Below are 13868 nucleotides of genomic sequence, written 5' to 3'. Positions count from 1 at the left end.
CCAGCCACGCTTGACGCGTGAGTGAGTATCCACCCACCCTGGGGGTGAGTGAATACTTACCCACCCCGGGAGGGTGCGACATGAGGCTCACAGTCTTCGGTGCGACCGGCGGCGTCGGTCAGGAGATCGTCCGCCAGGCGCTGGCCTCGGGCCACGAGGTCACGGCGGTCGTACGGGACCCCGCGCGGCTCACCGTGAGCGGCGAGCGGCTGATCGTCCAGCGCGCCGACCTGTCCGACCCGGAGGTCCTGCGCGGGGCGGTCGCGGACCGCGACGCGGTGCTCTCGGGGCTCGGGGCCAGGTCGCCGTCGCACGCGGGGGTGGCCTCCCGGCTGACGCGCTCGGTGCTCGCGGCGATGGAGGCCGAGCGGGTCCGGCGGCTCCTGGTCGTCAGCGCGGCCCCGGTGGGCCCGGCCCCGGACGGCGAGGGCCTGCTGGACAAGGCGCTGCTCGCGGTCGTCAGCGCCGTCCTGAAGGACGTCTACGCCGATCTGCGGGTCATGGAGTCGGAGATCGCGGCGAGCAGCACCGACTGGACCTCGGTCCGCCCGCCGCGGCTGACGGACAAGCCGGCCACGGGCAGGTACCGCACGGTCGTCGGCGGCAACCCGCCCCGGGGCCGCTCCCTGGCCCGCGCGGACGTGGCCCACGCCATGCTGGCGATGGTCGACGACCCGTCGACGGTCAAGCAGGGCGTGGGCGTCGCGAACTGAGGCCTTCGACGGCCCGCCGGACCCCTAGAGGCTGACGCCCACCGTGACGGGCTCGTTGACGAGGGTGATCCCGAAGGCGTCCCGTACCCCGGCGACGACCTCGCGGGCGAGGGCGAGCAGGTCCTCGGTGGTCGCCTCGCCCCGGTTGGTGAGGGCGAGCGTGTGCTTGGTGGAGATCCGGGCGGGCCCGGTGCCGTATCCCTTGGTGAATCCGGCCCGGTCGATCAGCCAGGCCGCGGAGGTCTTCACGGTGCCGTCCTCGCCCGTCGGGAAGGCCGGCGGGGCGACGTCGGGGCCGAGCCGCCCCGCCACGCGCGCGAGGAAGGTCTCGTACTCCCCCGCCGTGAGGATCGGGTTGGTGAAGAAGGAGCCCGCGGACCAGGTGTCGTGGTCCTCCGGGTCCAGGACCATGCCCTTGCCGGCGCGGAGCCGCAGCACGGTCTCGCGGGCCTGCGAGAGCGGCACCCGGTCCCCCGCCCCGACGCCGAGCGCTCGGGCGGTCTCCGGGTACTTGATCGGGGCGGAGAGCCCCTCCGCGTCCTCCAGCTCGAAGCGGACCCGCAGCACCACGTACCGCTCGGGGGCGTCCTTGAAGCGGCTGTGCCGGTACGAGAAGGCGCACTCGGCGTTGGTGAGGGTGACGGTCTCCTCGGCGCGCCGGTCGTAGGCGACGACCTCGGTGATCGTGGCGGAGACGTCCTGGCCGTACGCGCCGACGTTCTGGATCGGGGTCGCGCCGGCCGAGCCGGGGATGCCGGCCAGGCACTCGATCCCGGCGAGCCCGGCCTCGACGGTCCGGGCCACGGCGTCCGTCCAGACCTCGCCCGCGGCGAGCTCCAGGCGCGTGCCGTCCAGGGCGAAGCCGGTGGTGGCGATGCGCAGCGCCGTGCCCTCGAAGCCCTTGTCGCCGATGACCAGGTTGGAGCCGCCGCCGATGACCAGCAGGGGGGTGCCCGCGGCGTCGGCCTCGCGGACGGCCGCGACGACCTCGTCGTCGGTGGTGGCGGTGACGAGCCGGGTGGCGGGTCCGCCGAGCCGGAAGGTGGTCAGGGGCGCGAGGGGGGCGTCGTGGAGTGGCTGCACGGGCTCAAGGGTACGAGAAAGCCCCGTATCCCCCGACGACGTCAGGGGACACGGGGCTCAGGGCATCAGGGCCTCATGGCCTCATGGCCTCATGCGAGCTCGACCACGGCACGGGACATGCCGAGGACCTTCTGCCCGGCGCTCGTCGCGGTGATGTCGACCCGCACCCGCCGGTCGTCCAGCTTCGCGGCGACCTTGGCGCTGACCTCGATGAGGGCGCCCTTGTCGTCGTTGGGGACGACGACGGGCTTGGTGAAGCGGACGCCGTACTCGACGACGGCGGCGGGGTCGCCGGTCCAGTCGGTGACGACGCGGATCGCCTCGGCCATGGTGAACATGCCGTGGGCGATGACGTCCGGGAGGCCGACCTCCACCGCGAACTTCTCGTTCCAGTGGATGGGGTTGAAGTCACCGGAGGCGCCCGCGTACCGCACGAGCGTGGCGCGGGTCACGGGGAAGCTCTGGGCGGGCAGCTCGGTGCCGACCTCGACCTCGTCGTAGGCGATCTTGGCGGTCATGGTCAGGCCCCCTCGGGTGCGCGGGAGACGAGCTTGGTCCAGGCGGTCACGACGTGCTCGCCGGAGGCGTCGTGGACCTCGCCGCGGATGTCCAGGATGTCGTTCCCGGCCATGGACTTGATCGCCTCGATGGTGGAGGTGACCGAGAGCCGGTCCCCGGCGCGTACGGGCCGGGTGTAGGCGAACTTCTGGTCGCCGTGGACCACGCGGCTGTAGTCGAGGCCGAGCTGCGGGTCCTCGATGACCTGTCCGGCCGCCTTGAACGTGATGGCGAACACAAAAGTGGGCGGGGCGATCACTTCGGAGTGCCCGAGCGCCTTGGCCGCCTCGGTGTCGGTGTACGCGGGATTGGCGTCACCGATCGCCTCGGCGAACTCGCGGATCTTCTCGCGGCCGACCTCGTAGGGCGCGGTGGGCGGATAGGTCCGGCCCACGAAGGACTGGTCGAGCGCCATGGACTCGATACCTCCTGGATTTGTTGCCGACAAACGACACGAGGCCGCCCCCTGGCGGGGACGGCCTCGTGTACGAGCCTGATTAACGCGTCTCGCGGTGTGCAGTGTGCGAGTTGCAGCGAGGGCAGTGCTTCTTCATCTCAAGACGGTCCGGGTTGTTACGCCGGTTCTTCTTGGTGATGTAGTTCCGCTCCTTGCACTCCACGCAGGCCAGCGTGATCTTCGGGCGGACGTCGGTGGCAGCCACGTGAGTGCTCCTTGGACGGATGGGACGGATGAACGCATAAAAGAGTAGCCGATCGAAGGACCGACCCCACAATCGGCTACCGTGTGTAGCGGTGACCGGACTTGAACCGGTGACACAGCGATTATGAGCCGCTTGCTCTACCGACTGAGCTACACCGCTTTGATGATCTGGATCCCGCCCGAGGGCGGGGTCCTTCTCACCAGAGCCCCAATACGGAATCGAACCGTAGACCTTCTCCTTACCATGGAGACGCTCTACCGACTGAGCTATTGGGGCGAGCGAGGAAGACATTACACGGTCTCCCGCCCATCACCCAAATCCGTTTCCCCGCGCCCCCGCGACGGTCCTCACCAGGTGCCCGCAACAGCTCTCACCAGGCGTCACGTACGCCACTCGTGGACTCATCGGTACGACTATTGCGCTCCTCCTCGAAAGGTCGGAGCGAGCCCCCCTAGGCTCGGCCCCACCTTGCGCGATCTTGATCTTGAGGAGCCTTGAGGAGCCGATGTCAGCCGACAGCAAGCAGCCCCAGCCGCCCGAGGACGGGGCCGCCACCACCGCCGACTCGACCTCGCTCCTGCTCTCCCACGCACGCCTCACCGACGGCCGGACCGTGGACGTACGGCTCGTCGGCGGGCGGATCGAGGCCGTGGGAACGGCCGGCAGCCTCAGCGCCGTCGGCGCGCGCGTCGACCTCGCCGGCTATCTGCTGCTGCCCGCCGCCGTCGAACCCCACGCGCACGCCGACACCGCCCTCTCCGCCGACACCCCGGGACCCGTCTCGTACGCCCCGGAGGAGGTGCAGCGGCGGGCCACCGAGGCCGCCCTGCTCCAGCTGGGACACGGCGCCACCGCGCTGCGCGCGCACGTACGCATCGGCGACGTCCAGGGGCTCGGCCCGCTCGAAGCCGTGCTCCAGGCCCGGCGCTCGCTGCGCGGCCTCACCGATCTCACCGCCGTCGCCGTCCCCCGGCTCCTCACCGGGGTGGCGGGCGCGGACGGGCTCGCGATGCTGCGGGACGCGGTGAAGATGGGCGCCGGCGTGGTCGGCGGCTGCCCGGACCTCGACCCCGACCCGGCGGGGTACGTGGAGGCGGTCCTGGAGGTCGCGGCCGAGCAGGGCTGCCCGGTCGACCTCCACACCGACGGGGACGACCCGGCCCGGCTCGCCCGGCTCGCGGCGATGGCCGGCGGGCTGCGGCCCGGGGTGACGATCGGGCCGTGCGCCGGGCTCGGCCGACTCCCCTCCGACGCGGCGCGGCGGGCGGCGGACCAGCTGGCGGCGGCCGGGGTGACGGTGATGTGCCTGCCGCAGGGCGGCTGCGGCGGTACGGAGCTGCGCGGCGCGGCACCGGTCCGGCTGCTGCGGGCGGCCGGGGTGCGGGTCGCCGCGGGCGGCGGGGCGCTGCGGGACGTGTCCAACCCGGTCGGGCGGGGCGACCCGCTGGAGGCGGCCTACCTCCTCGCCTCGCTCGGCGGGCTGTCGCCGCAGGAGGCGTACGCGGCGGTGAGCGCGGAGGCGCGGGCGGCGATGGGGCTGCCGGAGGTGCGGGTGGAGGCCGGTTTCCCCGCGGAGCTGCTCGCGGTGCGCGGCGAGCGGCTGGCGGGCGTGCTGTCCCTCGCGTACAGCCGGATCGTGGTGCACCGGGGGCGGGTGGTGGCCCGGACGAGCGCGGTGCGGGAGTACTGCGACTCGGCGGCGGCGCTGGACCTGCCCCGGCAGGTGCGTCCGGAGCGGCCGCCCGAGCCGGGGAGCCCTCCGGCCGGTCCCGTCGTACGGTCGTGAGTATGCGCATCGTCATCGCTGGAGGACACGGACAGATCGCCCTGCGCCTGGAGAGGCTGCTCTCGGCGGGCGGACACGAGGTCGCGGGGATCATCCGACGGCCGGAGCAGGGCGACGACCTACGGGCGGCGGGCGCCGAACCGGTCGTCCTGGACCTGGAGTCGGCGTCGGCGGAGATGGTCGCCGCCGTGCTCCAGGGCGCCGACGCGGCGGTCTTCGCGGCCGGCGCGGGCCCGGGCAGCTCGGTGGACCGCAAGGACACGGTGGACCGCGCGGCGGCGGTGCTCTTCGCCGACGCGGCGGAGCGGGCGGGCGTACGGCGCTACGTCGTCGTCTCCTCGATGGGCGCGGACGCGGCGCACGCGGGCGACGAGGTCTTCGACGCCTACCTCCGCGCCAAGGGGGCCGCCGACGACGCGGTCCGCTCCCGCACGGGCCTGGACTGGACGATCCTGCGCCCCGGCTCCCTGACGAACGACGCGGGCACGGGCCTGGTCCGCCTGGAGGCCCGGACGGGCCCGGGCATGATCCCCCGCGACGACGTGGCGGCGGTCCTCGCCGAACTCCTCGACACGCCGGCGACGGCCGGTCTGACCCTGGAACTGACCAGCGGCTCGACGCCGCTCTCGGTCGCGGTGAAGGACGTGGCCGGAAACTGATCCGGGGAACCGCCCCCGGAAACGAGTGAAGGTCCCCGGTGCAAGCACCGGGGACCTTCTTCGCGTGGCGACGCCAGGATTCGAACCTGGGTAGGCTAAGCCGACGGATTTACAGTCCGCTCCCATTGGCCACTCGGGCACATCGCCATGAGATCGCTGCCGTGGAGCCGCTTTCGCGGTGTTCCGTGGCAACGACGTAAACAATACCTGATCCCGGGGGGTGCTTCGCCACCGGATTGATCAGCCGTTCGGGGCGTGGTGAACCCCCTAGGCTTTGGGCTGTACCCCACAGCATCCGAGCAAGGAGCCACGAGTCATGGCCGACTCCAGTTTCGACATCGTGTCCAAGGTCGAGCGGCAGGAGGTCGACAACGCCCTCAACCAGGCCGTGAAGGAGATCTCCCAGCGCTACGACTTCAAGGGCACCAACGCCTCGATCTCCTGGTCCGGCGAGAAGATCCTCATGCAGGCGAACGGCGAGGAGCGCGTCATGGCGATCCTCGACATCTTCCAGTCCAAGCTGATCAAGCGCGGGATCTCGCTGAAGTCGCTGGACGTCGAGGGTGAGCCGCAGCTGTCCGGCAAGGAGTACAAGCTCTTCGCGTCGGTCGTCGAGGGCATCTCGCAGGAGAACGCCAAGAAGGTCGCGAAGGCCATCCGCGACGAGGGCCCCAAGGGCGTCAAGGCGCAGGTCCAGGGCGACGAGCTGCGGGTCAGCTCGAAGAGCCGGGACGACCTGCAGGCCGTTCAGGCGCTGCTCAAGGGCAAGGACTTCGACTTCGCCCTCCAGTACGTGAACTACCGCTGACCCGTCGAGGCTCGTGTCCGAATTCCGCCAGCCCGAGGGTCGGCGGGCCCCGCACACTGGATCGTGGAAGACCCGTGCGGGGAGAGGACCCAGTCATGACCGTGTACGCGTACGTCGACGGCCCCCTGGGCGAGATGCTGCTGGTCGGGCAGCTCGCCGAAGGGGGCCGTGCCGTGCTGCGCTCGCTGTCCCTGCCGGGGCAGAAGGGCGCCGTCGAGGTCGCGGACGGCTGGACGCGCGCGCCCGGGGCCTTCGAGGAGGTCGCCGGGCAGCTGCGGGAGTACTTCGCGGGTGACCGGGAGCGGTTCGACATCGCGTACGACCCGGGCAGCGGTACGGAGTTCCAGCGGCGCGTCTGGCGGGCCCTGGAGGAGATCCCGTACGGCACGACCGTCTCCTACGGGGAGATCGCCCGGCGCGTCGGCTCCTCGGGGGCCGGGGTGCGGGCCGTGGGCACCGCGATCGGACGCAATCCGCTGCTCGTGGTGCGGCCCTGTCACCGGGTGATCGGGGCCGACGGGAGCCTGCGCGGGTACGCCGCCGGGCTGGAGCGGAAAGAGCGGCTGCTGGGACTCGAGGGCGCTCCGGCGGGTTCAGGGTGAGCGAGGGGCTCTTCCCCCGCGAGCGGGCCACCGTCGCGCCCGGGGCCGTGCACGTGCCCGGCTGGCTGTCGCCTGCGCGGCAGCGGGAGCTGGTGGACGCCTGCCGGGAGTGGGGGCGCGGGCCGGTGCCGTACCGGCGGACCGTGCTGCCGGGTGGTGGCGTCATGTCGGTGAGTTCGCTGTGCCTGGGGCGACAGTGGGAGCCTTACCGCTACCTCGACTCGGTCGGGGTCGAGCTGCCCGGCTGGCTGGCCGCCCTGGGGCGGGAGGCACTCGTCGAGGCGTACGGGGCGGACGGGGAGGGCGGGGAGCACGGCGACTTCGCCCCGGACACCGCGCTCGTGAACTTCTACGGGCCCGGCGCGAAGATGGGCATGCACCAGGACAAGGAGGAGCGGTCCGGGGCTCCGGTCGTGTCGTTGAGCCTCGGGGACCGGTGCGTCTTCCGGTTCGGGAACGCGGAGAACCGCGGGCGGCCCTACCGGGACGTCGATCTGGCATCGGGTGATCTCTTCGTCTTCGGCCGGGCTTCGCGGTGGGTTCACCACGGGGTGCCCACGGTGTACCCGGGGACGGCCGATCCCGCGCTCGGCCTGGTCGGACGGCTCAACATCACACTGCGGGAGACCGGGTTGACCCCGCCGGGCACCCCCTAGGCTGACCCGTATGGCAGAGGAACTGCGCCGATCGCTCGGCGTCTTCGACGCGGTCGTGATCGGGCTCGGTTCGATGGTCGGCGCCGGGATCTTCGTCGCGCTCGGGCCGGCGGCCGGTGCGGCCGGGTCCGGTGCCGGGCTGCTCTGGGCGCTCGGGGTCGCCGCCGTCGTCGCGTACGCCAACGCCATGGCATCGGCCCGTCTCGCGGCCCGGTACCCCGCCTCCGGCGGCACCTATGTGTACGGTCGCGAACGTCTCGGATCCTTCTGGGGGTACCTCGCGGGCTGGGCGTTCGTCGTCGGCAAGACGGCCTCGTGCGCGGCGATGGCGCTGACGGTCGGGGCGTACGTGTGGCCGGAGTACGCGCACGCGGTGGCGGTCGCCGCAGTGGTGGCCCTGACAGCCGTCAACTACCGGGGTGTTCAGAAGTCCGCGCTGCTCACGCGGGTCATCGTGGCGCTGGTCCTCGCACTCCTCGCCTGTGTCGTCACGGTCTCCTTCGGGGCCGGCGGGGCGACGGCTCACCGGCTCGGCGGGGAGCTCACGGCGGGTGGGGTTTTCCAGGCCGCAGGTTTGCTCTTCTTCGCATTCGCGGGGTACGCACGCATCGCCACGCTCGGCGAGGAGGTGCGCGACCCGGCCCGCACGATCCCCCGGGCGGTACCGGTCGCCCTCGGGATCGCACTCGCCGTGTACGCGGCGGTCACGGTGAGCGTGCTCACCGTCCTGGGACCCACCGCCCTCGCCGACTCCCCCGCGCCGCTCGCCGACGCGGCCCGCGCGGCGGACGCGGAGTGGCTGGTGCCGCTCGTCACGGTCGGGGCGGCGGTCGCCGCGCTCGGCTCGCTGCTCTCCCTGATCCTCGGGGTGTCCCGTACGGCCCTGGCGATGGCGCGGGACGGATACCTGCCGGGCGGGCTCGCCGCCGTGCACCCCCGTTTCCAGGTGCCGCACCGGGCCGAGCTCGCCGTGGGCGCGCTGGTGGCGGTGGTGGCGGCGACCGTGGACGTGCGGGGCGCGATCGGCTTCTCGTCCTTCGGCGTGCTCGTCTACTACGGGATCGCGAACGCCTCCGCGTGGACCCTGGGCACCAGGCACCGGCCGCTCGCCGGGCTGGGGCTCGTCGGCTGCGCGGTGCTCGCCTTCGCGCTGCCGCTCGGCTCCGTCCTCGCGGGGTCGGGGGTGCTCGCGGTGGGGGTCGTGGCGTGGGCGGTCAGCCGAGGACGACCCGTACCCCCGCGTCCGTGAGGCCGTCGGCGATCTCCTGGAAGGTGGCCGGGCGGTATCAGCGGGCCGCGTACGCCTGGTCCGTCCGGACGATCTCCTTGCCGAGCGGGAGCAGCGAGACCGGGATCAGCTTGAAGTTCGCGATGCCGAGCGGGATGCCGATGATCGTGATGCAGAGGGCGATGCCGGTGGCGATGTGGCCGAGGGCGAGCCACCAGCCGGCGAGGATCAGCCACAGCACGTTGCCGACGCAGGAGGGGGCGCCCGCGTCGCGGCGGTCGACGACCGTGTACCCGAAGGGCCACAGGGCGTAGATGCCGATGCGGAACGCGGCGAGACCGAAGGGGATGCCGATGATCGTGATGCAGAGCAGGACGCCCGCGAGCATGTAGCCCAGGAACATCCAGAATCCGCAGAGGATCAGCCAAATGACGTTGAGGATCGTCTTCACGGGCGTCGACCTGCCATCTGTTCGAGCCGGGCGATGCGCTCGCCCATCGGCGGATGGGTGGAGAACATCTTGGACATCCCCTGACCGGGGCGGAACGGGTTGGCGATCATCATGTGGCTCGCGGTCTCGATCCGGGGCTCGGCGGGGAGCGGCAGCTGCTTGGTGCCGGCTTCCAGCTTCCGCAGGGCGCTGGCCAGGGCGAGCGGGTCGCCGGTGAGCTGGGCGCCGGAGGCGTCGGCCTCGTACTCGCGGGAGCGGGAGATGGCGAGCTGGATGACCGAGGCGGCGATCGGGCCGAGGATCATGACCAGAAGCATGCCGAGCAGCCCCGGGCCGTCGTCGTCGTTGGAGCGGCCGACGGGGATCAGCCAGGCGAAGTTGACCAGGAACATGATCACGGAGGCGAGCGCTCCGGCGACCGAGGAGATGAGGATGTCCCGGTTGTAGACGTGGCTCAGCTCGTGGCCGATGACCCCGCGCAGCTCGCGCTCGTCGAGGATCGCGAGGATGCCCTCGGTGCAGCAGACGGCGGCGTTGCGCGGGTTCCGGCCGGTGGCGAAGGCGTTGGGCGCCTGGGTCGGCGAGATGTAGAGCCGCGGCATCGGCTGGCGGGCCTGGGTGGAGAGCTCGCGCACCATCCTGTACAGCGCGGGGGCCTCGAACTCGCTGACCGGGCGGGCACGCATGGCCCGCAGCGCCATCTTGTCGCTGTTCCAGTAGGCGTACGCGTTGGTGCCGAGCGCCACGAAGAGCGCGACGATCAGCCCCGTACGTCCGAAGAAGCTGCCGATGACGATGATGAGGGCGGAGAGCCCTCCGAGGAGGACGGCGGTCCTCAGCCCGTTGTGCCGGCGGTGCACGGTACGCCCTCCAAGTGGTGCGGCAGGGGAACCCTTTGCTTCGTGGTGGTCCACTCGTCCAGTGGACCCTCCCGTACTGGTCAACGCCAGGCGGGAGGCTCGGGTTCCCCCGGCCGTACCGGGGCGGCCATGGGCCGTTCGGGTGATGTGGGTGGTGCCGGTGCTGCCGGTGCTGCGGGTGGTGCCGGTGGTGCCGGTGTCTAGCGCTGGGCCGGGACCGGGGCCATCTCCAGGGATTCGTCGAGCTTCGCCAGGATGTCGGCCACCGGCTCGACCTCGCTGGTGCAGTGGGCGCAGCGGGAGGCGATGGCCGGGATCTCGGTGTAGCAGCGGGGGCAGTCGCGCTTCTCGGACTTCGGGTCGGCGGCCTCCTCCTTCACGAACCTCTCCTGGACCTTCGCCAGCGGGGCGACGATCAGGAAGTAGAGGACCGCGGCCGTGATGACGAAGGCTATGGCGGCGGAGATGGCGAGGCCGTAGGGGAAGACGGTCTTGCCGACGCTGAACTTCGCCTCGCTGAAGTCACCGACGGAGCCGGTGGCGAGCCCGATGAGCGGGGTGATGAAGGCCTTGCTGAAGCCCGTGACGACGGCCGTGAACGCCGTTCCGACGGCCAGACCGATGGCCATCGAGATGACGTTCCCGCGAAGTATGAAGTCCTTGAATCCGTTCAGCACGGGTGTTGCTCCTCGGTGTTGCTCTGTGGGGGTGGCTCTGTGGGGGGTCAGAAAAGGCTGTCCGAGGCGAAGCGGAGGGCGAACTGCGGGTAGCCCGACAGCACGACTCCGGCGACGGCGGTCAGCACGATCGCCAGGGTGATCGGCGCGGGGACCTTGTGGGGGGCGGTGGCCCCTTCCAGCGGGGCCCCGTCCGGCGCGGCCCGCTCCGGTGTGCGGAAGAGCAGGGCCGTCCAGCGCAGGTAGTAGTACAGCGCGATCACGACGTTGACGGCCATGATCACGGCCAGCCAGCCCAGGCCCGCGTCGACGGCCGCCGAGAAGACGGTCACCTTGGCGAAGAGGCCGATGATACCCGGGGGCAGTCCGGCCAGATTCAGGAGGAAGAAGCCGAGGGCGAGCGCGGTGGCGGGGCTGGTCGCGTACAGGCCCCGGTAGTCCGCGATGCGGTTCCGGGGGTGGGTACGGGCGACGAGGGCGACGACCGCGAAGGCGCCGAGGTTCACGACGGCGTACATCAGGGCGTACGCGACGGTGGCGCCGATCTGGTCGTCGCTGGAGTACGCGGCGGCGGCGATCGGCACCAGGAGGTAGCCGGCCTGGGCGACGGAGGACCAGGCGAGCAGCCGGACCGCGCTCCACGCGCGCGTGGAGACCTGGCGGAGGGCGGCGACGTTGCCGACGGTCATGGTGAGCGCGGCGAGGACGGCGAGCGCCGGGCCCCAGACGTCCGCGTACGAGGGGAAGGCGACGACCGTCACGAGGATGAGTCCGGTGAAGCCGACGGCCTTGCCGACCACCGAGAGGTAGGCGGCGACGGGCAGCGGCGCACCGACGTAGGTGTCGGGGACCCAGAAGTGGAAGGGGACGGCCGCCGTCTTGAAGGCGAAGCCGACGAGGGTGAGGGCGACGCCCGCCTCGGAGAGCGTCTGGAGCTGCCCGGGGACGTCGTCGAGGCGCTGGGCGATCTCCGTGAGGTGGAGGGTGCCGGTCGCCGCGTACACGAAGCTGACGCCGAGCAGGGTGACGGCGGTCGCGGTGACGGAGGAGAGGAAGAACTTCAGGGCGGCCTCGCCGGACATGCGGTCGCCGCGCTTGAGGCCGACGAGCGCGAAGGCGGGCAGCGAGGCCACTTCGAGGGCGACGACGAGGGTCGCGAGGTCGCGGGAGGCGGGCAGCAGGGCGGCGCCGGCGGCCGAGGAGAGCAGCAGGAACCAGAACTCGCCGGCCGGGAGCTTCTGGCGGGTCGCGTCCATGGAGAGGAGCGCGGTGAGCAGCGCGCCGCCGAGGACGAGCAGCTGGATGACGAGCGTGAAGTGGTCCGCGGTGTAGCTGCACGCTCTGACCTGGGCCTCGGGGGTGAGGCAGAAGGTGGAGCGGTCGCCGGCCCGCAGCGGGACGAGGAGGGCGAGGGCGGCGGTGAGGCCGCCGATCGCGGTCCAGCCGAGGAGCTGCTTGCGCTCCGGGGGGACGAAGAGGTCGGCGACGAGGACGACGAGGGCGACCACGGCCGTGAGGGTGGGGGGCGCGATCGTGAGCCAGTCGACGGACTGGACGAGCGACGACGTCACTGGGTGCCTCCGGCGAGGAGCTTCTGGACGGCCGGGTCGGTGAGGCCGAGGAGGACGGCGGGCCAGAGTCCGGCGAGGACGGTGAGGGCGACGAGCGGGGTCCAGGCGGCGAACTCGTACCCCTGGACGTCGGCGATCGCCGTCTCCCCGGCGGGTCGGGGGCCGCCCATGCAGACGCGGCGGACGACGACGAGGAGATAGGCGGCGGTGAGGAGGGTGCCGAAGGCACCGATCGCCATGAAGGTGAGGAAGGCGGGGCGGCTGAGGCCCTCGGCCGGTTCGAAGGCGCCGAAGAGGGCGAGCATCTCGCCCCAGAAGCCGGCCAGGCCGGGAAGGCCGAGGGAGGCGACGGCGGCGAAGGCGAGGAGGGCGCCGAGGCGCGGGGCGCGGCCGTAGAGGGCCGCGCCGGTGGCGCCGGCGAGGGTGTCGAGGTCGGCGGTGCCGTAGCGGTCCTTGACCGCGCCGACCAGGAAGAAGAGCAGGCCGGTGACGAGGCCGTGGGCGATGTTGGCGAAGAGGGCGCCGTTGACCCCGGTCGGGGTCATGGTGGCGATGCCGAGGAGGACGAAGCCCATGTGCCCGACGGAGGAGTACGCGATGAGGCGCTTGAGGTCGCCCTTGCCGCCGGGGCGCGCGAGGGCGAGGCAGGCGAGCGATCCGTAGATGATCCCGGCGACGGCGAAGGCGGCGAGGTACGGGGCGAAGGTCCGCATGCCGTCGGGGGTGATCGGCAGGAGGATCCGGACGAATCCGTAGGTGCCCATCTTGAGCAGGACGCCCGCGAGGAGGACGGAGCCGACGGTCGGGGCGGCGGTGTGGGCGTCCGGGAGCCAGCTGTGCAGCGGCCACATCGGGGTCTTCACGGCGAAGCCGAGACCGATCGCGAGAACGGCGATGACCTGCACGGACGTGGTCAGTCCACGGCCGTTGTCGGTGGCGAGTGCCACCATGTCGAACGTGCCCGCCTTCACGCCGATGAGGAGCAGGCCGAGCAGCATGACGACGGAGCCGAGCAGCGTGTAGAGGATGAACTTCCAGGCGGCGGCCTGCCTGCCCTCGCCGCCCCAGCGGGCGATGAGGAAGTACATCGGGATGAGGACCATCTCGAAGGCCAGGAAGAACAGGACGAGGTCGAGGACGGCGAAGGTCGCCAGGGTGCCGGACTCCAGGACCAGGAGGAGCGCGACGAATGCCTTGGGGGAAGGCCCGCTCGGCATCTTGAAGTAGGAGTACAGCGCGCAGAGGAAGGTCAGCAGCGCGGTGAGGACCAGGAGGGGGAGGGAAATGCCGTCGACGCCGAGGTGGATGCGCACGTCGAGCGCGGGGATCCACGTGATGTCCGTCGTGGCCTGCATCTTCGACGGCTGGTCGTGGTCGAAGCCGAGCGCGAGGACGATCGCGGCCAGCAGGATCACGGCGGTGACGGTGACGCCGTGGCGGAGCACGGCCTGGTCCGGGGACTTCCCCTTCAGCCCGGGCGGCGCCGGGAGGAGGGCGGCGGCCGCGCCGAGGAGCGGGACGGCGACGATCGCCGCGAGAAGGAACTGCATCACG

Annotated in this window: 16 protein-coding genes and 3 tRNA genes; 7 read left to right on the top strand and 12 right to left on the bottom strand. The window is 71.8% G+C overall.

What is annotated here, in order from left to right:
- Positions 1 to 80: 80 nt before the first annotated feature.
- Positions 81 to 713: an NAD(P)-dependent oxidoreductase gene (locus tag OG361_RS23850; RefSeq protein ID WP_405856631.1), complete on the top strand. Its 633-nt coding sequence runs from the start codon at positions 81 to 83 to the stop codon at positions 711 to 713.
- Between the two features lie 24 nt (positions 714 to 737).
- On the opposite strand, the gene OG361_RS23845 is transcribed toward OG361_RS23850, so the two are convergent.
- The 6 genes from OG361_RS23845 to OG361_RS23820 all read right to left on the bottom strand — a co-directional run bounded on the left by OG361_RS23845 (position 738) and on the right by OG361_RS23820 (position 3292).
- Entirely contained in the window at positions 738 to 1796 is a 1059-nt protein-coding gene (locus tag OG361_RS23845) for a UDP-N-acetylmuramate dehydrogenase (RefSeq protein ID WP_405856629.1), read from the bottom strand.
- Between the two features lie 89 nt (positions 1797 to 1885).
- Positions 1886 to 2314, bottom strand: a complete 429-nt coding sequence (locus tag OG361_RS23840; RefSeq protein WP_384560065.1) for a MaoC family dehydratase — start codon at positions 2312 to 2314, stop codon at positions 1886 to 1888.
- A gap of 2 nt (positions 2315 to 2316) precedes the next feature.
- Positions 2317 to 2769 carry a MaoC family dehydratase N-terminal domain-containing protein gene (locus OG361_RS23835; RefSeq protein ID WP_384560063.1) on the bottom strand — a complete coding sequence of 151 codons (453 nt, stop codon included), beginning with the start codon at positions 2767 to 2769 and terminating at the stop codon, positions 2317 to 2319.
- An 82-nt stretch (positions 2770 to 2851) separates the two neighbouring features.
- On the bottom strand, positions 2852 to 3016 hold the full coding sequence (rpmG, locus tag OG361_RS23830; protein ID WP_003956487.1) for a 50S ribosomal protein L33: 165 nt from the start codon (positions 3014 to 3016) through the stop codon (positions 2852 to 2854).
- Between the two features lie 86 nt (positions 3017 to 3102).
- Positions 3103 to 3175 (bottom strand) — tRNA-Met (locus tag OG361_RS23825).
- Positions 3176 to 3219: 44 nt separating this feature from the next.
- Positions 3220 to 3292, bottom strand: a tRNA-Thr gene (locus OG361_RS23820).
- A gap of 229 nt (positions 3293 to 3521) precedes the next feature.
- Between OG361_RS23820 and OG361_RS23815 the strand changes: the two genes are divergently transcribed.
- Together OG361_RS23815 and OG361_RS23810 are read left to right on the top strand one after the other, a co-directional pair.
- A complete protein-coding gene (locus tag OG361_RS23815) occupies positions 3522 to 4802 on the top strand; it encodes an amidohydrolase family protein (RefSeq protein ID WP_405856626.1) in 1281 nt (426 codons plus the stop codon).
- Between the two features lie 2 nt (positions 4803 to 4804).
- Positions 4805 to 5461, top strand: a complete 657-nt coding sequence (locus OG361_RS23810; RefSeq protein ID WP_405856624.1) for an NAD(P)H-binding protein — start codon at positions 4805 to 4807, stop codon at positions 5459 to 5461.
- A 65-nt stretch (positions 5462 to 5526) separates the two neighbouring features.
- Here the strand turns inward: OG361_RS23810 and OG361_RS23805 are convergent.
- A tRNA-Tyr gene (locus OG361_RS23805) sits at positions 5527 to 5608 on the bottom strand.
- Positions 5609 to 5777: 169 nt separating this feature from the next.
- On the opposite strand from OG361_RS23805, the gene OG361_RS23800 reads away from it, so the two are divergent.
- The 4 genes from OG361_RS23800 (at position 5778) to OG361_RS23785 (ending at position 8776) form a co-directional block, all read left to right on the top strand.
- Positions 5778 to 6269: a YajQ family cyclic di-GMP-binding protein gene (locus OG361_RS23800; RefSeq protein WP_267045269.1), complete on the top strand. Its 492-nt coding sequence runs from the start codon at positions 5778 to 5780 to the stop codon at positions 6267 to 6269.
- 95 nt (positions 6270 to 6364) lie between these two features.
- Positions 6365 to 6871, top strand: a complete 507-nt coding sequence (locus OG361_RS23795; protein WP_405856622.1) for a methylated-DNA--[protein]-cysteine S-methyltransferase — start codon at positions 6365 to 6367, stop codon at positions 6869 to 6871.
- Positions 6868 to 7527 carry an alpha-ketoglutarate-dependent dioxygenase AlkB family protein gene (locus OG361_RS23790; RefSeq protein WP_405856620.1) on the top strand — a complete coding sequence of 220 codons (660 nt, stop codon included), beginning with the start codon at positions 6868 to 6870 and terminating at the stop codon, positions 7525 to 7527. The genes OG361_RS23795 and OG361_RS23790 overlap by 4 nt, the downstream gene beginning before the upstream one ends.
- A gap of 10 nt (positions 7528 to 7537) precedes the next feature.
- On the top strand, positions 7538 to 8776 hold the full coding sequence (locus OG361_RS23785) for an APC family permease (RefSeq protein WP_405856618.1): 1239 nt from the start codon (positions 7538 to 7540) through the stop codon (positions 8774 to 8776).
- 37 nt (positions 8777 to 8813) lie between these two features.
- On the opposite strand, the gene OG361_RS23780 is transcribed toward OG361_RS23785, so the two are convergent.
- The 5 genes from OG361_RS23780 to OG361_RS23760 form a co-directional block, all read right to left on the bottom strand.
- Entirely contained in the window at positions 8814 to 9206 is a 393-nt protein-coding gene (locus tag OG361_RS23780; RefSeq protein WP_384560049.1) for a YccF domain-containing protein, read from the bottom strand.
- Positions 9203 to 10066, bottom strand: coding sequence for a zinc metalloprotease HtpX (gene htpX / locus OG361_RS23775; protein ID WP_405856615.1), 864 nt, complete (start codon positions 10064 to 10066; stop codon positions 9203 to 9205). Before htpX ends, OG361_RS23780 begins: the two co-directional genes overlap by 4 nt.
- Before the next feature lie 200 nt (positions 10067 to 10266).
- Positions 10267 to 10743, bottom strand: a complete 477-nt coding sequence (gene mscL, locus OG361_RS23770; protein WP_405856613.1) for a large conductance mechanosensitive channel protein MscL — start codon at positions 10741 to 10743, stop codon at positions 10267 to 10269.
- 47 nt (positions 10744 to 10790) lie between these two features.
- Entirely contained in the window at positions 10791 to 12314 is a 1524-nt protein-coding gene (locus tag OG361_RS23765; protein WP_405856611.1) for an NADH-quinone oxidoreductase subunit N, read from the bottom strand.
- Positions 12311 to 13864 (bottom strand): NuoM family protein, encoded by a 1554-nt coding sequence (locus tag OG361_RS23760; RefSeq protein ID WP_405862406.1) that lies wholly within the window; start codon positions 13862 to 13864, stop codon positions 12311 to 12313. Before OG361_RS23760 ends, OG361_RS23765 begins: the two co-directional genes overlap by 4 nt.
- Between the last annotated feature and the right edge of the window lie 4 nt (positions 13865 to 13868).

The sequence above is a fragment of the Streptomyces sp. NBC_00090 genome (assembly GCF_045160815.1).
Lineage (GTDB): Bacteria > Actinomycetota > Actinomycetes > Streptomycetales > Streptomycetaceae > Streptomyces.
Note: the sequence above shows the minus strand (reverse complement) of the source record. Positions and strands in the feature narration are given on the sequence as shown.

Coding starts and splice junctions, on each gene's coding strand:
- OG361_RS23850 (WP_405856631.1), top strand. CDS start 81: ATGAGGCTCACAGTCTTCGGTGCGACCGGCGGCGTCGGTCAGGAGATC.
- OG361_RS23840 (WP_384560065.1), bottom strand. CDS start 2,314: ATGACCGCCAAGATCGCCTACGACGAGGTCGAGGTCGGCACCGAGCTG.
- OG361_RS23835 (WP_384560063.1), bottom strand. CDS start 2,769: ATGGCGCTCGACCAGTCCTTCGTGGGCCGGACCTATCCGCCCACCGCG.
- OG361_RS23815 (WP_405856626.1), top strand. CDS start 3,522: ATGTCAGCCGACAGCAAGCAGCCCCAGCCGCCCGAGGACGGGGCCGCC.
- OG361_RS23810 (WP_405856624.1), top strand. CDS start 4,805: ATGCGCATCGTCATCGCTGGAGGACACGGACAGATCGCCCTGCGCCTG.
- OG361_RS23800 (WP_267045269.1), top strand. CDS start 5,778: ATGGCCGACTCCAGTTTCGACATCGTGTCCAAGGTCGAGCGGCAGGAG.
- OG361_RS23795 (WP_405856622.1), top strand. CDS start 6,365: ATGACCGTGTACGCGTACGTCGACGGCCCCCTGGGCGAGATGCTGCTG.
- OG361_RS23785 (WP_405856618.1), top strand. CDS start 7,538: ATGGCAGAGGAACTGCGCCGATCGCTCGGCGTCTTCGACGCGGTCGTG.
- OG361_RS23760 (WP_405862406.1), bottom strand. CDS start 13,864: ATGCAGTTCCTTCTCGCGGCGATCGTCGCCGTCCCGCTCCTCGGCGCG.